The 21,014-nt window shown below is 43.9% G+C and carries 17 protein-coding genes; 8 read left to right on the top strand and 9 right to left on the bottom strand.

Annotated elements, in window-relative coordinates:
* Positions 1-68: 68 nt before the first annotated feature.
* The 5 genes from F0232_RS08635 to F0232_RS08615 form a co-directional block, all read right to left on the bottom strand.
* Positions 69-965, bottom strand: coding sequence for an RNA polymerase sigma factor RpoD/SigA (locus tag F0232_RS08635; protein ID WP_105058133.1), 897 nt, complete (start codon positions 963-965; stop codon positions 69-71).
* Between the two features lie 423 nt (positions 966-1,388).
* Entirely contained in the window at positions 1,389-1,721 is a 333-nt protein-coding gene (locus F0232_RS08630; RefSeq protein ID WP_171750741.1) for an Hpt domain-containing protein, read from the bottom strand.
* On the bottom strand, positions 1,715-3,304 hold the full coding sequence (locus F0232_RS08625) for a response regulator (protein WP_105058135.1): 1,590 nt from the start codon (positions 3,302-3,304) through the stop codon (positions 1,715-1,717). The genes F0232_RS08630 and F0232_RS08625 overlap by 7 nt, the downstream gene beginning before the upstream one ends.
* 270 nt (positions 3,305-3,574) lie before the next feature.
* Complete coding sequence (locus F0232_RS08620; protein WP_061031019.1) at positions 3,575-5,125, bottom strand: DHA2 family efflux MFS transporter permease subunit; 1,551 nt, start codon at positions 5,123-5,125, stop codon at positions 3,575-3,577.
* Positions 5,126-5,128: 3 nt separating this feature from the next.
* Positions 5,129-6,193, bottom strand: a complete 1,065-nt coding sequence (locus F0232_RS08615; protein ID WP_061031018.1) for an HlyD family secretion protein — start codon at positions 6,191-6,193, stop codon at positions 5,129-5,131.
* Between the two features lie 127 nt (positions 6,194-6,320).
* On the opposite strand from F0232_RS08615, the gene F0232_RS08610 reads away from it, so the two are divergent.
* Positions 6,321-7,223, top strand: a complete 903-nt coding sequence (locus F0232_RS08610) for a LysR family transcriptional regulator (RefSeq protein WP_105058136.1) — start codon at positions 6,321-6,323, stop codon at positions 7,221-7,223.
* A gap of 84 nt (positions 7,224-7,307) precedes the next feature.
* Here F0232_RS08610 and F0232_RS08605 read toward each other — a convergent pair whose 3' ends face one another.
* The 4 genes from F0232_RS08605 to F0232_RS08590 all read right to left on the bottom strand — a co-directional run bounded on the left by F0232_RS08605 (position 7,308) and on the right by F0232_RS08590 (position 12,591).
* Positions 7,308-9,620: a glycoside hydrolase gene (locus F0232_RS08605; RefSeq protein WP_105058137.1), complete on the bottom strand. Its 2,313-nt coding sequence runs from the start codon at positions 9,618-9,620 to the stop codon at positions 7,308-7,310.
* Between the two features lie 118 nt (positions 9,621-9,738).
* Positions 9,739-10,557, bottom strand: coding sequence for a DUF2861 family protein (locus F0232_RS08600; RefSeq protein ID WP_105058138.1), 819 nt, complete (start codon positions 10,555-10,557; stop codon positions 9,739-9,741).
* Entirely contained in the window at positions 10,554-11,204 is a 651-nt protein-coding gene (locus tag F0232_RS08595) for a response regulator transcription factor (protein WP_105058139.1), read from the bottom strand. Before F0232_RS08595 ends, F0232_RS08600 begins: the two co-directional genes overlap by 4 nt.
* Entirely contained in the window at positions 11,182-12,591 is a 1,410-nt protein-coding gene (locus tag F0232_RS08590) for a DUF3404 domain-containing protein (RefSeq protein WP_105058140.1), read from the bottom strand. The genes F0232_RS08595 and F0232_RS08590 overlap by 23 nt, the downstream gene beginning before the upstream one ends.
* Before the next feature lie 275 nt (positions 12,592-12,866).
* On the opposite strand from F0232_RS08590, the gene F0232_RS08585 reads away from it, so the two are divergent.
* From F0232_RS08585 to F0232_RS08555, 7 genes are all read left to right on the top strand, one after another.
* A complete protein-coding gene (locus F0232_RS08585) occupies positions 12,867-13,400 on the top strand; it encodes a YbhB/YbcL family Raf kinase inhibitor-like protein (protein WP_105058141.1) in 534 nt (177 codons plus the stop codon).
* 35 nt (positions 13,401-13,435) lie between these two features.
* A complete protein-coding gene (locus F0232_RS08580; protein WP_105058142.1) occupies positions 13,436-14,221 on the top strand; it encodes a helix-turn-helix transcriptional regulator in 786 nt (261 codons plus the stop codon).
* A gap of 130 nt (positions 14,222-14,351) precedes the next feature.
* Positions 14,352-15,683: a D-serine ammonia-lyase gene (locus F0232_RS08575; protein WP_105058143.1), complete on the top strand. Its 1,332-nt coding sequence runs from the start codon at positions 14,352-14,354 to the stop codon at positions 15,681-15,683.
* Between the two features lie 159 nt (positions 15,684-15,842).
* Positions 15,843-16,643: a hypothetical protein gene (locus tag F0232_RS08570; protein ID WP_105058144.1), complete on the top strand. Its 801-nt coding sequence runs from the start codon at positions 15,843-15,845 to the stop codon at positions 16,641-16,643.
* Between the two features lie 230 nt (positions 16,644-16,873).
* Positions 16,874-17,896: a tryptophan--tRNA ligase gene (gene trpS / locus F0232_RS08565; RefSeq protein ID WP_061031008.1), complete on the top strand. Its 1,023-nt coding sequence runs from the start codon at positions 16,874-16,876 to the stop codon at positions 17,894-17,896.
* 213 nt (positions 17,897-18,109) lie between these two features.
* Entirely contained in the window at positions 18,110-18,466 is a 357-nt protein-coding gene (locus F0232_RS08560; protein ID WP_061031007.1) for a hypothetical protein, read from the top strand.
* A 408-nt stretch (positions 18,467-18,874) separates the two neighbouring features.
* The gene (locus F0232_RS08555) at positions 18,875-20,917 is read left to right on the top strand and encodes a M4 family metallopeptidase (RefSeq protein ID WP_105058145.1); all 2,043 of its coding nucleotides are present in this window, start codon (positions 18,875-18,877) and stop codon (positions 20,915-20,917) included.
* Positions 20,918-21,014 lie beyond the last annotated feature (97 nt).

Raw genomic sequence — 21,014 nt, 5'->3', positions numbered from 1 at the left:
AAGGCAGCCACAAATAAGGGCAAGCTTCTAAGCTCACCCTCCCAAAATCCAACTATATAGGCTTTGATTTATACCCATCCATCAAATTGCAGCCGCTTTTGAACCCTTTCAACCGCTTCTTTTTGCATCTGTCTTACTCGTTCATTGGAAACACTCACATCTAACATGCCTGCCACTTCAGAAAGTGTCTTAACGTTATTATCAAACAGTCCAAAACGGTGTATTAAGACTTTCTGTAATTTAGACGGCAAAGTACCGATAATTTGCTCCAAAGCTTGTGTGAACGATTGCGCTTCTAAATCTTGTTGGGGATCGGGGATATCAAAACTTTCAAATTGATCCAAAACTAATGGTGCATGGTGGATCTCTACCGTGGTGGTTACATCGATAAAACCGCTCAGTGCGACAAGTTGATCTACGCGTTCAGGTTTAATTCCGGAATTGTCAGATAACTCTGTTATGGAAACCGATTTGCGCATTTTTTTGCTTACATCGAGCTTCTTAGACGCAAGGCTATTAATCTCTTTACAGACATGAGCTGGCAAACGAACCGTACGCCCTTTGTTCATTAAAGCAGCGTCAATGTTTTCACGAATCCACCACACGGCATAGGTAGAAAAACGATAGCCAGGTTCTGGATCGTATTTATCAATGGCCTTAATGAGACCGATATTGCCTTCTTCGATAAGGTCTAGCAGCGTGAAGTTGTTGCCTTTACGCTTGAGATAACTCTTTGCGATCTTAACAACAAGACGTAAATTGGACTCGATCATCACATCACGAGCATTTTTGTCACCCTGACGATTTAAACGTGCGTAGTAAAGTTCATCTTCACGAGATAGCAGGTCAATACCTACAATGTCCTTCAAGTATTGAGCATAAGGTTCTGCGTTGGCAGAAAATGATTCGTTAATGGGGGTGTCATCCGTGAGCCCCTGAAACGCAGCAATGTTCTCGTTGTTCATTTCCTTGTCCTTATCTAGCCGACTGAACGTTTTTTTATTTATTATTATGCCACCAAGTGATTAACGCTTGGTTTCATTAGAGTGTAGATAAGAGTTCTATCTTTACCAATAAATAAAATGCAAATTGGTATGTGAATGTCACAAATAACTCAACAAATAATTAACTAGGTTACATTCTACTGAGAGGTGGAATTTCAGAATAAAAACAAAAAGATAAGCCTTTTATAAAGGGGGGTTATGTGTATGGATTCTAGATAGGTTACGTGAATTTATAGTCGGTGAGAAGGGCATAAATTATTCACGAAAATGACAAGTGTAGAGGTTCTGTGATTCTACAAAACCTCAACACTGATCGTTATTTGGTGGTGGGACAAAATGGAGTCAGCGGGACGACTTCCTTGTTTAATATGGACGACATCCAGATTAATAGGTGCTGAGCAATTCATCGATTTGTTGATTAATAATTTTCATCTCACTGTAGATGAGTAAAAGGTCATCAGCTTCAGGAGCAACTTTGTTAAACGTGTTTTGTTCAACTCTTTCGAGGGCAACTGTTGCTGTCTCTTCCCCGAAGCTGGCTAAAATGCCTTTTAAGGTATGCACCGTGAAATGAAGCTTGCCCCAATCTTGCTGTTGCACCAGTTCTTCGATCTCTTGTAATGAATTACCATGGTCTTCTTGGTAGGTTGATAACACGGCAAAAATGACATCTCTGTCATTGTCGAGGTAGGCATTTAAAGCATCAAAATCTAGCATATAGACTCCTGTCGGCTGCATGTTGAAAATGGGCTGGGCGGCTTAGTGGAATAACCATATTTTGATGAGTCACTAATCCATTGATTCCATCTAGGAGGAAGGTCTAACTGAATAAGATCTTCCACGTATTCGTCGCTAAGGTTTGTTTCAACGCATGCGTTATTGACAGCGTAAAGATAGTCTAGCTTAGCGGCGACTGAGTAGGGGTAATTGGTAATAAAGTCGCGTAGCTCTTGGAGCGAACCTGAGTCTTCGATGTTGATACAGTTCGAAGGATCGTCTTTGCGAGATTCCAGTTTATCGTTTATTGTCTCACCGCGTGATTTCAAACACTCCTCAACGATGTGATACAAAGAGTATTCACCAAAGTGGCAGAGCAAAGGCAGAAGTTGCGATAGCAGTGAAGTCGGTTGATTGTAAAACTGATTAGCTAACAATGTAGTTGCTCGTATCACTTTTTTGTGTGCAACGAACGGGCTGCCTTCAATCAACAATATATTGCTATGAAACAGGGCGAGGCTTGCTAACACTTGTTGTTGAAGCGTGGCGGGAAGCTTCAAATTGACCAGCTCGGTAAATTGGTTGGCATGCTCAAGCAAAAGACGCTTATTCTGTACTTGAGTTTCTCTTTGGTACGTCGCTTTAAGAGAATCGAAGTGAGTTCTAATAGAATGTATTACGTCGATATCGGCGGGTGAAATATGACTTGCGTACATCTCACCAAGCTTAATAAGCATGTGTGTATTGTCAGCGTTCTCAGCCAAATCGATCGCTCTGATTGCGCGATGGCTAATACTTGGCGTCATCTCAAATGCGCGAATAGCCAACTTTAACGCGGGCAGTAGCATGTTGTGTTTTTCATAAATGCAGCTGAGGCAATCAATCACGTTTAACGATAGTGGTTGCACGATAAGGTAGTTGTGCAGTTTCTCTATTGCCAAGTTCGGCTTTCCCAAGCTGTCTAGAATTAAGGCTTCTGCGACCAATTTGGTTGGGTGCATGTTAGTTTTAGAGTGAGTGATGAGACTAGAGAGCAGTTGCCACTTCTTCCCAGCGATTAAGTGCTCAATCAGTGTTGCCTCGAATTGAACGTTGGATTTCTCGCTGGTTATTTCTAATGCCTGTTTGAGTAATTCCGGTGTGGTAATGGGATATAGGTGATTGAGTTGGTCTATTTGTCTTGACTCGAATACGGCACTTTTGATCTTTTTACCTAATGCCTGAGTGTTAATTGGCTTAGAGATAAAATGGTGAGCCTCCCCTGATAGGGCGGTAAGCACTGTTTCTTGACGCATATCTCCAGAGAGTAAAATCGTAGCAACCGTGTGGTCGATAAGTCGATTACGATACAGAATACCTAGTAGCTCAAAGCCGGTAAAAGATTGCTCTAAGTGGTAATCAATGAGAAGTACATGAAACGCATGCGTTTCGACAGCCTTAATGGCTTGTCGATAATCCGTCGCAATGAAAATACACTCGTGCGCAATACCTAAACTAGCTAGCTGTTGTTTGATCAGAATCGTCGCGCTTTTAGAGTCGTCGACAATTAAAACCCTTAGGTCTCCTGGTAAGGTCAAATCCATTTTCCTTTATACCAAATGATATTTTTAATTTAGGTGTCAGGTTGCACATTGTCAAGATGCTCAGCTCACATCTATATGGTCAATAAGCTATTGGTAATTAAAGAGTATTCACAAACAATCGAGAGTGTTGCTCCTCGGCTACTGTTTTTCCCTTGGTTTTGTGAGGTTAACACTTGTTTGAGCAAAAGAGGCAAGCGGTTAGGCTTGCCTCTTTGTTTAATTGGAACTGTATTTATCTAGGATTCAAACGGCATTTGTAAGCCTTAAAACTTAATCACGCATACTAAGAATTAACACTGCAGCTAATGCCAAGAATGCGGTCATCATGAGAAACACATCATTGTAGGCCATGATAGCGGCGTCACGTTGCATGGTTCCTAACAGGCTTGCCTGTGCTTGTTGCATCGCTGTCGCGGCATCACTGCCAGATTGGATAAAGAATGCTTGTTGATCTTTGAGTGTTTGCCAACCTAACTGACTTACTGAAGGTAGTGACTCTTTAATATGTGCTAGATGCTCACGTGTCTTGTTGTCCAAAAGGGTAGCGATGATCGCAATACTGAACGCCCCGCCTAGGTTACGCATAACGTTAGTTAGTGTAGAGGCGTCAGGCGTATCCATTTTGCTGATGTTCTTCATCGCCACTAAAGAGAGCGGAACCATGATGAACGGGCTACCAATCGCACGCAATACCATAGATAAGATCAACTGTTGCCCACCAAAATCAATGGTCATGTGGGTATTTACGTAACAACTGAAACCAAACATCGCGAAGCCAAAGGTCACTAAGTATTTCGGCTTAATGATTTGAGTCAGCTTAGGTACGATTGGAAATATCAACAGTTGAGGAAAACCCATCCACATGAGTACTTCGCCGATTTCCATCGCGTTGTATTGCTGAATCTGTGTCAGATACATTGGCAACACGTAGATAGACCCAAGCAACGCCATCCCTAGAATGAGGTAAGCGATACAAGACATCGCAAACTGCCCATTTCGTAATAGCCGTAAGTTGACCAATGGTTTTTTGTGTTGAAGCTCATTTATGACGAAGTAGACTAAGCTCACTGCAGAGATGATGCTCAACGTAATGATAAAGCTTGAACTGAACCACTCTTCACGGTTGCCTTCTTCTAGCACCACTTCTAAACAACCAAGTCCAAGTGCCATGGTAGCGATACCGAACCAATCGGCTTTCTTCAGCGTACCCAGGTCGAGCTTTTCATCATCCAAGCCGTATCGGATCATGGTGATCACGAGCAGGGCTGGTGGGATGTTGATGTAGAAAATGTAATGCCACGAGAAGTTCTCGGTTAACCAGCCACCAAACGTTGGGCCAATAGATGGAGCAAACGTCGCAGTAACACCAAACAGAGCCATGCCAACAGCACGCTTGTTAATGGGCAGTAGTTGAATGACCAGTGAGAAGGCGAGTGGTATTAAAGCACCACCACTAAAACCTTGCATTGCACGGAACACGATCATCGAGGTCATGTTCCACGAGAACGAACACAGCAACGATGAAATAGTGAAGATAGCCGTGGTCCATGTTAGGTAACGACGTTTACCTAATGCTTTTGAAAGCCAACCACTGAGAGGAATAGCGATCATTTCTGCGACTAGATAAGAGGTCGAGATCCATGAACTTTCATCCAGGGTAGCAGATAGCGCACCTTGAATATCTTTAAGAGACGAGTTGGTGATCTGGATATCCAAGATCGCCATAAACGCACCGATTAAGCCGCCAAATAGGGCGATCCAATGGCGAGTTGATACTTTGTCCTCATCATGAGTTGAGTTGATAACACCAGCGCTGCTCATGGTCTAGCCTCGTTTATCGATGGTCGCAACCACAGACAAACCAGGAAGCAATCGACCTTTTAACCCTTGCTGGTCTGGAATCGTAATTTTTACGGGTACACGTTGAACGATCTTCGTGAAGTTACCCGTTGCGTTCTCTGGTGGAAGTAGTGCGAACTTAGCACCAGTTGCAGGTGAGAAGCTATCGACAACACCTTCAAGCGGTTGTCCTGGGAAAGCGTCGAGTTCGACTTCAACCGTTTGGCCTTTGTGAATGCCACTAAGTTGCGTCTCTTTGAAGTTCGCCTCAATCCACACTTGGTTGTTTGGCACTAAGCTCATAAGTGGAGCACCAGCTTGAATCAACAAGCCTTCACGTACGCTTCGTTTACCAATTACACCGTCTGTTGGTGCATAAACTTTAGTGTAATCAAGGTTTAGCTGTGCCTGTTCTTGTTGTGCTTGGGCTTCAGTGACCGAAGCTTTGGCTTGTTCTATCTCGCTGGCAATTACGGTTAATTGATCATTGCTAGCCACAAGGTTTGCTTTTGCTTCTTCTAAGTCAGCAAGAGTCACTTTTTGTTGAGCGACCATGCTATCGACTTCATCTTGAGAAGCATAATTACGTTTTAACAGGCTACGCGAGCGCTGCACTTGTTGAATCGCACGTTCGTATTCTGCTTCTGCTGAATCGACGCCACTTTCTGCTTGACTAATTTTGCTACGTTGTAACGTTTGTTGGGCGATAAGGTTCTTTACGTCAGACTGAACGACGGCTAGGTGAGCATTAGCCTGAGCAAGCGTTGCTTGGTAGTCACGATCATCGATTTGAACCAATAGATCGCCTTCCTTAACAGATTGGTTGTCCGTTACATAGGACTTAACGATATAGCCAGATACCTTAGGGCTGATATTGGTAATGTCGCCTTGTAGGTAGGCATTATCGGTCGACTCAAAGTACTGACCGTAACCGTACCAATATCCAGCGCCAGCTAAACCCAATGACAGCATGATCGCAGTGGCAATAAGCGGGGCTTTTTTACGTTTTTTTGTGCTTACTGGTTGCGAAGCGGTGTTGTTCTCTGCCATTTCTCTTTTCTCATTTTGTTTTTATTTGGATGTAACGAATTGTAAATGAATCTGATTGATTGATAAGATAGGAAAAAAGGGAAACACTGTTGCAAAAATCTTACTAATTATAGTTTTCGGAGGTCTTATGGACTTAAATGCTGTGACTGTTTTCACACAAGTGGTTGATTGTGGGAGTTTTACGCATGCTGCTGAAGTGTTGAATATGACGAAATCAACAGTGAGTCGAAAATTAGCAGAGCTAGAACAGCATTTAGGTGTGAGACTGATCACTCGTTCGACTCGCAGTTTGATACTCACGCCTGAAGGAGAGCGCTTCTATCAGTCGAGCCTTCAAATGCAAGAGATCATGAATCAAGCGGAGTTAGAAGTCTCTGCAAACCAAGACCTGATTCGTGGTCCATTGAATGTAGTACTACCGGTAGAGTTGGGTCATCAAGTGCTTGCTAAATACATCCATAGCTTTCTGCTTGAATACCCGAATGTGACGATGAACTTGGAGTTAACCAACCGAGAAGTTGACATCATCGGCGAAGGAATTGACCTGTACGCGCAGATTGGTGAGCTGGTAGATTCAAGTTTAGTTTCTCGATACCTAACAACCTCTAAACGTGTGTTAGTGGCGAGCCCTAAATATCTAGAACAAGTTGGCCCAATAAACACGCCAAAGGACCTTAAGATTCCGTTTCGCATGATAGAGGTGGTAAACAAAGCCGCACGTTTACCTAAGTGGGAATTGCAATTAGGTGATGGGGAGTCTGAATTGATTCAGCTACCAAGCCAACTCAGGGTAAACACGATTACCGCGTGTTTAACGGCCTGTGTCGATGGCCTAGGGTTAGCAGTGTTACCTGAGTTCATTTGTCGTGAGCATTTCAAGACGGGTCGACTGGTGAATCTGCTGCCGGAATACGACATGCCACAAGTTTCGGTAAGCTTGGTGTATGCCGACAGACAATTAATGCCGAAACGCAAGAAGGTGTTTATCGATTATCTACTCACAGCGTTTCAGAGTGAGAAGCGCAAGTAGCTTGGTTAGCTTAACCTTAGCTTTATTGAGGTAAGCTAACCCCCTTGGTTTTCTGCTAACCGCTAAGGGACTAAATTAATCACTTTAGTTAAGTTCGGCTTTCCACTTTATGACTTCTCCATTGCTTAATATCGCATTGATGGAAGCCGCAGCCACATCGATGTCGCCTTTATTAAACACTTGGTCTGAGAAGTTGGCGATGATCTTACTGCCATCACTGAACGTGGTTTGTTGGACGGTACCGTGGTTATTTAACCATGAGAAATCAATCAACGCTTTATCCCACAACTGTTCGTGTATCGGCTCAAACCCATCTTGGTAGTGTTTTAAGGCTTTGAGCCTCGGGCTTGTACTTTTGAGAGCTTCGTCTCTGGTTAAGTGAACCATTGCGGGCGTGTTATATAGCATGGCTGTTAAGTCACGGTTGGCCTTCACATTGGTAAATTTGAGACTGTCTGAGTGCCAATGGTGCGTATTAATTACTTCATCATGGAATACAGTTTGGTATAACGGTACACGATATTGCGGCGAAAACAGTAGCGACTTATAGGGCTCTTTAACCTTTGCTGGTTTGAAGAAAAAGTCCGGCTTATGATCTGGGTACCAACGACCTAGGAAGTAGGGAGACTGGCGGTTTTCTTTCATATCTTTATCTGTCCAACCAAACCCTACCGTTTCCAAGCCGTGTGCAAACGCAATGCCCTTGGTGGTCAAGCTGTTGCCGTCTTCAGAGCCCAACGCCAGAGACGGTTGTTCGCTCAGCCCCTGCATTCGGTTATTAAAGGAAGAAAGCATCTCCGACTCACTGGTATTGTCACTGTAGTCCTCACGCGCCATTGCCGTTGCATCGACATCTAAGAACAAACTATTGAAGTGACCAAAGTTCATGATGTCTTGGGCGCGCTGTTTTACGTAGTCCAAATGGCAATTGGGATTTAAGTAGAAGCCGTTACCACGAAATCCTTTTTTTAAACTTCCATCGGCTAGCTCAATCGCGCATGTTTTTCTTATTGGATCTGGCAGCTGAGCGGTTAACCAGCTGTCATTTAACTGAGCCGGTATTGCAGTGTTATAGGAGTCGTAAGTCCCCACCAGATAACCAGATTGCTTTGCTAACTCGACTGCGTTTGGTTGATAAAAAGCAGGCATCCAGTTATCAAAGCCCAACCAAAGCTTGTTTAATCCGGCGTTGTTTAGATTATCGATCATGCCGGATGATAAGGCTTGCCCCCAAGTATCTGGTGAGTTAAGAAATGACGACGCGTGTTCAGACAACCAGTTTTTTCGATTTTGCGCCGCGATGTATTGCGCCTCAATCGTGTTATCAGCGAGTGTCGGGGATGCGACGGGGTATAAGCTTTGTAGAGATTGGCTAATAGAATCCAACAGCAACTGTTTATGATATCGGCTCAACCAGTCCTTACCTTTAGACAAAGTGGATAGCTCACGCTTAGCTTCATCGGATATGTTGAGCTTAGAGCGTTCAAAGTACCACTCTTTTAGTCCCCACCAGTCTTTCACATCTTGGATACTCAAAGGATCTTTACCAAACAGGTAGACATGACTTGCACCAACCAGCTTGCTAATATCTGGATTACGCGCTTGCTTTGAGGCTAGTGATTCTGACAACCCATTGGCGATGCGCCAGTCGCGGTATTGCTTGGCACCATCGAGCATTGAATCGCCAAGCGTGATACGTACAGCAAAAGGTTGTGACTGATTTAGCGCGGTGAACTGATGCGATGCGCTCATATCGATAAGGGACTTGTTTTTAGAGTCCGATTCAGACGTTACATCATTAAAAAACAGTTGGTTATTGGTTGGGTTGATCAACTGGTAGCTGATGAATTGATCGCTCTGTTGTGTGGTCCAAAACGGCATCTTTAGGTCTTGAGTGGTGTTACTTCCAGAGTGGTTATTGGCGAGATAATTCGCCCATCGCTTATTGTTGGTAGGCACGCGCATACCTTCACTAAAGGGCAGCAGCAGTGTTTGTGTTTCTTGTTCCGCAAGGTTGAACCACGCTAGTTCTATTGGTTGATTGCGCTTTACCTTGATATCGGATGGTAGCGTGAATTGGAGGTCAAGTTCACCTTGATTTAACTCTGCGGTTACTGCGATACGGCTTGGCATTAACGTCCAAGCGGCACTGGTTGAATCCTTGGTTATCTCGGCCACTGTTTGAGGGATACGGTTAACGGTTAGCGAAGCACTGTTAATGCTTAGGTCATTCCAATCTATCGTGAGCGTTTCTGGTGATATCGAAACGATGTCGTTGGCGGTGTGGTCGGCAAGTATTAACTCGTTCGCTTGAGCATGTGTTGAAAAAGCACAAGCGGCGAATACGGCCAAAATGGCACAAGATGTAGCATTAAATTTGTGGTGGATACTAAGCATATCGATATTCCGTAAAGAGTAAGTACGGTTATTACATCTGAGATGCGTTAGTGTTTTGTCACCTATATGTCTCTATTTTTACACCGAACAACTATCAGTATCTTGTTGTGGTAGGCCTTCAGAAGGGCACCGCAACACGCTGAACATATTGGATTTCAATCGCGCCTTGGTATTCATACTTTTCTACAGAGGCACTCAAGTGGCTAGCTTTACCTACTGATGGGCTTTCTGGAGGAACAGCGACTTGTTTTGCTTTGATCGGCACTTTGAAACCTAACATGTTGTAGTTTTCATCAAACCATTGCCAACTTACATTGGTGCTAGGGCAGTTATCGATTACCTCTGGCGGCGTGACCACAACGTGTGCATTCTCAAGCTTATTCTCCAGTGCTAACCAGCGATTGCTGTCATCTAAAGCGACTACAAGTGGGTAGTTGTTCGTCCCAACGGTTAATTGATAGACACCAGATTCAGGCTTAATGAACATCTCATTGGTTTCGATTTCTTGATAGTCGACGCCCGAGTTGAACTGTCCTTCAATCATCGTAAGACCATCAGGAGCGATGAGTGTGACTGGCTGTGCTTTTTTATTTAGATCACTGCTGCGTGGCTCGGCTGAGATTTTAATCTGATAGCCTTGTGACGAAAGACCGTAACGTTTAATAAAACTCACTTGGATGTGGTGGGTGGGTACATCGCTTTGTTTAAGTGTTCTTCCACATTGAGTTCTAGTGAGTATTTCTTGTTTTACGGGCAGCCAAAGGTGACTATCAAGCGATTCTTGATTGAGTGCGATTTGTAACTCTTGCCATGCAAGCTGCGGTTGCTCATTAAGTAGCGATTGATAAGATCGTTGTAAAGGTGTCTCTGTAAACCAAGTCGCATGACTCGCAAACGGTAACACACACAGCAAAGCGGTTAACGATGTTACTTTCATTTCGAATCCCCAACTAAACGATAACCAACACCGCGGTGAGTTTCTAAGTGGAGTGTCGGCAATTTCTGACGCAAGCGGAGTATGTGATTGTCCACGGTTCGGGTGCTTGGAAAGGCTTGATAGCCCCAAATTTTGTTGAGCAGTTCGTCTCGATGAAACACCCGCCCTTGGTTTTGAATAAACAGGACCAATAGCTGAAACTCTTTCGGTTTAAGCGCTACTGGGGCTTGATCGAGATAGGCGGTTCTTTCCGATAAGTTGATTTGGATATTGGCGTAATTTAGATGACTGACACCCAGTGGACGCAACTGAGTGATGACCCGCGCCAGTAATTCTTCATTTGAAAAAGGCTTGGTCACATAATCTTTGGCGCCAGCCATTAAGCCTTCTACACGCTGTTGAACTTCTACTTTCGCGGTTAATACGATCACGGGTAGTGCTTTAAGAAGTAACCAGTTTGGCAGGTGTTGTAAGCTGTCACCGTCCTCAAGTTGCCTATCAAGCACCACGAGGTCGGCTCGTAACCAAAGCTTATTGGCATGCGCAGCTTCTTGTGCCCAAAGGCATTGATAACCATTGGACTCAAAGAAGTTGACGAGGCCTTGTCCAAGTAGTGGATCATCTTCAATCAGCAGTAGGGTGTTCATAAGCTATTTCCAAAATACATCGTGTTGGATTACGGAGAATAATGAGGCGTCCATTCGCCTGTTTCATCAAGTGTTCAACAATGGTGAGTCCAATACCCATGTTATCGTGTCTATGCGCATCATTTGGAGTGACTCGGGACAAGGCTCGTTCTAAGAATGAAGGGAAATGTCCTTGATCTTGGACCTCAATTCTTAACTTGTCAGCAAGGGTAACGGTCACAAACACATTACCTTTGCCGTGTTGCTTAGCGTTCTTGATCAAGTTATCTAAGCAAATGGTCAGCCAGTAATAGGGCAGGTTAAGCTCTACTTCGCCGGAATCACATTGATAGCCGATGTTGTGCTTTTCGCATACATGTTCAAGCCACTCTTCGAGAGAAGCGTTTTGTTTCAATAAAGGTTCAGCGTTTTCTGTGCTCAAGTAAACCTTACTGTTTTCAGTAAGTTGCGATAGCCTCTGGTAGTCAGATATCAAACGCCAAACTGCATCTTGAGTGGCATCAGGGAACTCGTCGTAACGATTTCTGAACATTTCGACGGTTAACCCAAGGCTGGTAATTGGTGTGCGAAGTTCATGAGTCAGGAGCTGCAACACAAACTGTCTCTCTTTACGCTGTTTTGTTCTTAGAAATAGCGATCTTGCTAGTATTGAAAATAGAACAATCAGTAAAGAGAAGATCATCACTTTCATGAAAAGAGTGTCGTTGTTCGTTTCACTCATGCAGAGATTACTGTATCGAAACGAACAGCTTTCTCCAGATAAGGTCATGCCTTGTTGGTTCGCAATTGGCTTCCAAACATCATGCGGGACTACTTTCCAACCTTGCTCACCACTTAACCAAAGTACACCACCTTGTTGCCAGGCTCGGTATCCATCAAGCAGTGCTTCCCTTCCTTCTGCTGTTAAGGGTTGTAGTTTGGTGTACAGCGGGTGCAGTGGGTTGGTAATCGTTAAAAACGGGTGAATCTGTTCGCTTGTCTCTGGGTAATGCGCCACATAACGGTCCGCGAAACTTCCACCAGCAGGGTGTTTTTTAGAATGGGCGGCAAACCAGATTGAATCTAAGGTTTGTTGCTGACATAAAGCAAGCTCGAACTCGATGGCATCGTTTAACGCAGAATTAGAAGGTTCAATCGCTTGGCATGTTTGCTGAATCTCAGCCAATAAAGCAATATCTTGCCATGTGAATTTTTTGAAATTTGGGTAACGGCTGTTGTCTTGAAGCAGAGCCTTTGGGTAATGAGATAACTCTTGCTGAGAAACAAAGATCGGAGACGCCTGCCAACTCAATTGGTACAGGGACTGCCATTTATCTTGCAAGCTTTGGGCGTTGGCTAGCGTAGGGAGCCAAAAGATCAAACAAAGGGCTAATGTCAGCCTGCGCATCCAGTTATTCTCATTAAAAGTCATTAGCGCGAGTCTAAAGAATTTTGCTCGAGATTTGTAACCTGAATGTCAACAAGTGTCCCCACTTTATCAATTTGTGACCGCGAGTCGCGAAATTAGCGATACATCATCAATCGATGATTTCTTAAAATAATGGTTCTAAAGTGCAGAAAGTATCATTTATTTGAATTTGATTAGATAATTATGTACTTACTGTTACTTATTAAAGGGTGGAACTGATTATACTGGATTTAAACCTAACAAGAGGAATCATCATGAGAACAATGATCAGATCAGTATTGGCAGCGAGCATCTTGGCTGCAAGCTCAGTTCACGCATTTGAATTAACCAGTAACGATATTCAAGAAGGTCACCCAATGGCCAAGACGTTTGAATACTCTAGTTGGGGTTGTGATGGTGAGAACTTATCACCTCAACTAATGTGGAAAGACGCACCGGCAGGCACCAAAAGTTTTGCAATCACGGCTTATGACCCAGACGCACCAACCGAAAGTGGTTTTTGGCATTGGGTTGCATTTGATATTCCAGCAACCGTGAATGAATTACCTCGCGCAGCGGACATTACGAAGTTGGGTGGTAAGGAAGGGCGCATCGATTACGGAACGGTCGGTTTTGGTGGCGCTTGCCCTCCTGAGAAAGACGGCATGCATCGTTATCAATTTACGGTTTGGGCGCTACCAACTGATAAGTTAAACCTCGATGAGAATACACCATCAGCTGTCGTGGGCTTTACACTGAATAGCATGGCGCTAGACAAAGCAAGGTTAACCGCAACTTACACCCGTTAATTTGCTATAGACAAAAAACAAAATAAGGGGATGAGATGAATCATCAATATCAAGTGACAGTGTTTCGAGCTGAGCAGTTACAAAAGCTGCGTAATGTGAGGATTCTATCCCCTAGTATTATTCAGATCATCACAGGCAGTAAGCGTTTGTTTTGGAAAGACTCGGCAGCAGAGCTTACTCATTCTGAGTTGTTGCTGTGTGAAGCCTCGGCATCACTGAGTTTTGAGAACATGCCACATAAAGGGCGATTTCTGTCCCGCGTGTTTAGTTTTCATTTTCAACCCACTCAAGCGATGCTCGAACTGAGTGAACAATGTGCTGCCGAATTCGAATCCCCCACTTTAGAAGCAGACCGCAGTTTACAAGATACTTTAAATGCCTTGTTTACGTTTGATCGTCAAAGTATGAGTGAAACCACACAGCAATTTTGGTTGCAAGGTTTGTATCAACAGCTTGCAGAGAAGGGGGTGTTACATCGGTTGTTTACTCGTTCAAACGTCTCTCTCAGCCAAAAACTCAGTCATTACTTATCTCATTCACCAGACGAGAAACACTCTTTAGAAGACGTTGCAGAGCGTTTTGCAATGAGTCGTGCGACGTTAATCCGTAAGCTCAAACTCGAAGGAATGCAATATCGTGAGGTATTAGCAGAAGTGCGTTTGAGCCATGCTTTGTATCTTATGCAAAATGGCCAACACAATGTCACGATGCTCGCTCAATCTTGTGGTTACCAATCTGAAGGACGTTTTAGTCAGCGCTTTAAGGGTAAGTTTGGTCTGTCGCCAAGTGAATACATCAAGACGGTTGCCTCAAGGGCATAGTAAGGGAAATAGCATCACTGACGGTAGGCACAAGTGTCGGTTATTGAATCATTTCTCGATTACGGCTCTAATAGGGTGTACACCAAGTGATTGAAATCGCCCAGAATGCTCAATACCAGAGAAGGTAGCCATGAACGAACTGAATCTAAATAACCTCACCAACGACTTTCCATTACTAAATAAGCTTATGGCGCTCGAAGAGGTGGTTTGGTTTAACCCAAATGTCACAACACTAGACCAAGGGTTACCTTATGTCGGCTTGGATGAGAAAGACATTCATGATGCGAGTTTACGCTTACAACGATTCGCCCCTTACCTTGCAAAAGCATTTCCTGAAACTCAATTATCCAATGGCATCATTGAATCGGATCTTGTTGATATTCCAACGATGAAAACAGCATTGGAGGCGTATTATCAATTGCCGATAAAAGGGCGGTTGATGATGAAGAAAGACAGTCACTTGCCTATCTCTGGGTCTATCAAAGCCCGTGGCGGCATATATGAGGTACTGACTCACGCTGAGAAACTCGCGTTTGAAGCTGGGTTACTAAGTGAAAGCGATGATTACAGCAAATTGCTAGACCCCGAGTTTCGTGAGTTCTTTAAGCAATACAGTATTGCGGTAGGTTCAACAGGGAACCTAGGCATGTCAATTGGCATCATGAGCGCGAAATTAGGCTTTACCGTATCCGTTCATATGTCTGCCGATGCGAGAGCGTGGAAGAAGAACAAACTGCGTGAGCACGGCGTAAATGTGGTTGAGTATGAGCAAGATTACGGCGTTGCGGTTGAACAAGGACGAAAAGAAGCTGAATTGGATCCTCGTTGTTTCTTCATTGACGATGAAAACTCGAAGACACTGTTCCTTGGATATTCTGTGGCCGGAGAAAGGCTAAAGCAGCAATTTGCTCAGCAACAGATTGTCGTCGACGAAGCGCATCCGTTGTTTGTCTACCTACCATGTGGTGTAGGCGGCGGCCCTGGTGGTGTGGCATTTGGTTTGAAGATGGCATTTGGCGACCATGTTCATTGTCTGTTCGCCGAGCCTACGCATTCACCTTGTATGTTGTTAGGCGTTCACACCGGTTTGCATGACGAGATTGCAGTACAAGATCTTGGTATTGATAACCTTACTGCAGCTGATGGGTTAGCCGTGGGCCGCGCGTCAGGCTTTGTTGGCAGAGCAATGGAGCGCTTATTGGATGGTTACTACACATTAACGGATGAACGCATGTATCAATTGTTAGGTCAATTGAATCAAGCAGAAGCCATCAAACTAGAGCCCTCTGCATTAGCAGGCATGCCAGGGCCTATCCATGTAGAACACAACACCGAATATATGACGAGATTAGGTATCGATGATTCGACGTTATCCAACAGCACGCATCTTGTTTGGGCGACGGGTGGAGGCATGGTACCTGAACAAGAAATGGCGATGTATCTTGCCAAGTCATCTATTTAATGGGTAGAGATACAAATGCGGGTCGTAGTTGAAAGCTCCTAAATCAATCCATTTATTGCACAAATCGTTATCCAAAACACAGATTTTATAAATTGTGTTTAGTCGTTGCTATTACTCTCAGTTAGGTTAAATGGCATTCAATTTGACAGGGATAGCACGATGCAAACCGATAACACCATTCGACAGCCAATCACATCACAAGAACTTACCCCAACAATGCTGCTACAACGCTTGGATTCTATTGGGCAGTGTTTAAGAGCTTCAAATAAGGCGCTTGCCTTGTTGGGGCTTGGTTCTGTTGGTATCGAAACGGAAAGACTGGACCAATACTCAGATGTCGATTTCTTTGCGATCGTACAGACAGGACAAAAGCAGCAATTCTTAAACAATTTAAATTGGTTATCTGATATTCATCCAATCGACTATTCCGTGCGAAACACGGTCGATGGCTATAAAGTTCTGTATGCAGATGGAGTCTTTTGCGAATTTGCAGTCTTCGAGCCCCATGAATTAGCGCATATTCCATTTGCTGAAGGTCGTATTGTTTGGCAGGAAGAGGCGTTCGATGCTAGGTGCTGTGTACCACCGGAAAAAAGTGCTCCACAAGCTAATGCCCAAGAGTGGTTAATCGGGGAAGCCCTGACCAATCTTTATGTGGGTATGTCCCGCTATAACCGTGGAGAAAAGCTTTCTGGGAGTCGATTTGTTCAGTCTTATGCATTGGATCGTTTGATTGATCTTGTCGAACAAACAGAAAATCCACAACCTGGCTATGTCGATGAGTTTATGTCTGATAGAAGGTTAGAAGCGCGGTTTCCTAAGTTTGCTCAACTGCTTCCAAGCTTCAATCAAGGCTACGAACACACCGCAGAGTCGGCTTTATCGCAGCTCAATTTCTTGAACACTTACTTTGAGATTAACCAAGCCATGCGTTCTAGAATTATAAATTTATGCAATTAATACAGCGAGTTAAATTGAATCAATAAAATGTGTTGTCGTTAGCCAATAATATTGATACGTTTTAAGAATGAAATTTAATCCCGCTTCAACTTCAGTTTTCTTCTGGTGGTGCTCTATCTAGAGCAGCACGGAATACTCACATTCTTACGCTGCTGGAAGGTAGCTAAGAATGTCATCAAGATTGTCGTCTCTTTATATCTCCAGTAGCCTTTTTAACTTGGAGATACTCAATGAAAACAAATCAAAACGATAACAAATCAGAAATTATTCTTACTGGCGACCGCGCGACAGGTCCTTTGCATTTAGGGCATTACGTGGGCTCTCTCAAACAACGTGTATCCTTACAACATGAGCACGACCAAACGATATTGGTTGCCGACATGCAGGGCTTGACTGATAACGCGCATAATCCTGCAAAGGTCTCTTCAAACATCCTCAATGTGGTCGCCGACTATCTGGCTGTTGGCATCGACCCAACTAAAACCACAATTTGCCTTCAATCTCAGCTTCCCGCATTGGCTGAGCTGACCATGTTTTACAGCAACCTTGTATCCATCGTACGTTTGGAACGTAATCCTACCGTCAAAAGTGAAATTCAAAACAAGGCGTTTGGTCGCTCTATTCCTGCTGGTTTTCTCACTTACCCTATATCTCAAGCGGCTGATATTACGGCGTTCAATGCAACGTTAGTCCCTGTGGGCGATGACCAACTGCCAATGCTAGAGCAGACAAACGAGATTGTTCGAAAGCTAAACTCGCTCGCTGGTAAATCTATTTTGAACGAATGTAAGCCGCTTCTGAGTAACGCATCACGACTTCCAAGTACGGATGGGAAAAACAAGATGTCCAAGTCGATGGGAAACGCCATTAACCTGGGAGCGACTGAGAAAGAGATTCGAACGGCAGTAAAGTCCATGTATACCGATCCAAACCATTTAAAAATTGAAGATCCGGGTCAAGTGGAAGGGAATATTGTGTTTACATACCTTGATGCGTTTCATGGTGATGCACAATATGTCAGTGAGTTAAAGAATCATTACCGCAGAGGCGGGTTAGGGGATGGACAAACAAAGAAGGTGTTGGAGGAGTGCTTGCAGGAGATGTTAAGGCCGATAAGGTCCCGTAGAGCAGAACTGCTAGATGACAAAGCGCAGCTGATTGATATTTTACGCAAAGGTACGCAAGTATCGAGAGAAAAAACGGAAGCTGTTTTGTTCGACGTAAAGGGCGTGTTTGGTCTTAATATACTCTGATCGATAGGTCGCTTTATAGGTAAATCCTTCCGTTAAGGTACTGATTAAAATGATTTTCATGTGGGCTGCATGTAAATAAAGTCAATTCAATTGAATGGGAATAATAATTAATTTATAAAATTGTTTTTGTATTGTACTTGTTCCTCGCTTGTTGTTTTTATTCGAATACAACTCAGAGGCTGACAAGCCCTTGCTTTCAAATGATGGAAATAAATGAAAACGAAACTATTACTCCCAATTTTACTTTTACTATCAGGCTGTTCTGACGTGGTCAGTGTTCAGTACGCCACTTACGAGCAGGCTCAGCAAGATCGTTTGTTTGATAGAGGTTGGTTGCCCGACATATTGCCAAGCTCAACGTCGCAGATTGAAGTCAATAACGATTTAGACATCAACACTTCTGAGGGGAGTTTTGTTATCAACGAGCCTCAGCTGTCTGCGTTCATCGCTAATCTGACGCCAACTTCGTCCAAGGTTGAATATCATTTTACCGAAGGCGATAACACTTGGGCATTTAAGGTAGGGGACGATAGCATAATTACTTATACGTTCAATAAAGCCAAAGACTAAGTCTCAACCTCAGCTAATACACATCGCCAACACACCCTCATCATTATTTGCTCGTTACCTTGTTTGGTGAATGTTGGAGTTTAATTTTGTGATGGTGAGTTGGCGCCGTTATTTGAAAATTGATATCAAACCTTAATCTCGTAACCATTCGAAGCATGAAATTTCCGGATATTATCGGAAATTAGATACCCCTCCAAACTTTGCGTTTATTTATTGAGTTGTTCGTAAGTGACGGAAAGTATTGGTTTTTTTGACTCCCCACCTCACTTTTTATTTCGTGAGAAGTTATGTTCTGAATCGATATCACATATAAAACTAAGTGCACTTAGCTATGCGTGAAATCTATCGTTAATATGCGCGCTCATCCATCGGGTGAATTTATAAAAAACATAATTATAAAGGTGATGTATGCGTGGTGCACATTTACTAATGCTATTTCCAATAGCGTTTACTTCTCAAGCTGCCAATGTACTCGACTACTCTGAAGTCGATTTGTCAACAATTCTTAATCAAACTAGCCAAGGCTTTAGTGCTGCAAATCAATCACTTGCTTATCATGAAGCAAGTCGAGTTGAGACCGGTACAACGACACTCCTTCGTAAACAACAGCTTCACTATGGCGTTCCGGTTTATGGCCAGTCGGTAGTCGTTGATCTTTCCCAGCAAGGTATTGCTCAAGCCGTCGACGGACAAGTATTGACGGGCATTGAAACTGATATCGGGTCAACCTTGCCAATGATCAACGCTCAACAAGCGATTGCCATTGCCAAGTCACAACATAAGGGTGTAGCAGCTGCAACCATTCGTAATCCAAATGCTGATCTTTTTATTTGGTTAGATGAACAGCAACAAGCACACCTCATCTATAAGGTTGATTTCCTACAAACAAAAGGCATGGGACCTTCACGACCAATTACGCTTGTAGACGCTAAATCTGGCGAGCTACTTGACCAGTGGGAAGGTATTGCGTTCATCGATGCTGAAGGCCCAGGTGGGAACCAGAAGAGTGGTCGCTACTACTTCGGCCCGAACACTCAGTATGGTGGATTCCAAGTTAACTCATATTGCCAGATGGACAGCCAAAACGTCGTCACAATGAACATGAATAATCGCCAAGATTACGGTCAGGTTCACCAGTTTGCTTGTAATGGTAGTTACGGTAGAAACGTCAATGACTATCGCGCGATCAACGGCGCGTATGCACCAATGAACGATGCACATTACTTCGGCCAGCGTGTTTTTGACATGTACAAAGAATGGTTGAACACTCGTCCTATCCAGCAAAAACTAACGATGCGTGTGCACTACGGATCGAACTACGGTAACGCGTTCTGGGATGGTCAACAGATGACGTTTGGTGATGGCAACCAATCAATGTACCCATTAGCAACGTGGGATGTGATCGCGCACGAGGTAAGCCACGGTTTTACTGAGCAAAATTCAAACCTTGAGTACCGTGGTCAGTCAGGTGGTATGAATGAGTCATTCTCTGATGTGGCAGCTGCGGCTTTAAGTGAATATGTGCATGGCAGCTTTAACTGGAAGATGGGTGAGCACGTCATGAAGTATAGCCCAGCAATGCGCTACTTCATTCAACCTAGCGAAGATGGTATGTCTATCGACCATGTTAACCAGTACTACAATGGCATTGATGTCCACCACAGCTCGGGCATTTTTAACAAAGCGTTCTACCACCTAGCAACTAGCAACGGTTGGGACATTAAAAAGGCGTTCATGGCTTACGCTACGGCCAATCAACTTTACTGGACATCAAGATCGAACTTCCAATCAGGAGCTGAAGGAGTTTGTAAGGCGGCACAACACCTAGGTTATGAATCATCTGCTGTACGCTCTGCCTTTAGTCAGGTTGGGGTTAACGTACAATACTGTGGTTCTGGTCAGCCGAATCCAAACCCTAATCCACCAACACCAACACCAACTCCGGGCATCAACAATTTAGAATTGAACGTTCCTGCACCAGTGTTGAGTAGCGGCAACGATCAGCAGCAGTTCGTTTTGAAGAACAGCTCTGAAGGTGATGTGTGGATCCAAACTTACAATGGTTACGGTAACGTCGATCTGTATGTTGCTATCGGTCGCCCTGCATCTTTGAATGACTACGATTGCTCGTCTACCAACTTGGATAACAACGAGTACTGTGGCTTTGGCGGTATACAAGGAGATGACATCTACGTAATGGTATCTGGTGCGCAAGGGTCAACAGACGCTTATGTAGCGGTCAGCACTGTACTAGAACTGCCAAACCCTAGTCCTCAACCTGATCCTCAGGACATGTGTGTGGATGTGCCAGAGTGGAGCCCGAATACTTTCTACCCAGCTGGGGCGTCGGTTCAATACTGGGGCAACCGTTTTACGTCTACAACAGATAACTGGGGTGCTGATCCGTTTGAAAACTATTGGTACTGGACACACGAAGGTTTGTGTATGTAACTTGGTTAGAGTTTAGCTAAGACAAATAGACAAAGGGAGCACTCAGACGTGCTCCCTTTATTCGTCAACAATGGGATCTATCTACGTATAATTTACT

The sequence above is a fragment of the Vibrio sp. T3Y01 genome (genome assembly GCF_013114525.1).
Taxonomy (GTDB): Bacteria; Pseudomonadota; Gammaproteobacteria; order Enterobacterales; family Vibrionaceae; genus Vibrio; species Vibrio chagasii_B.
The sequence above is the reverse complement of the archived record's forward strand: the minus strand, read 5'-3'. Positions and strand labels throughout refer to the sequence as shown.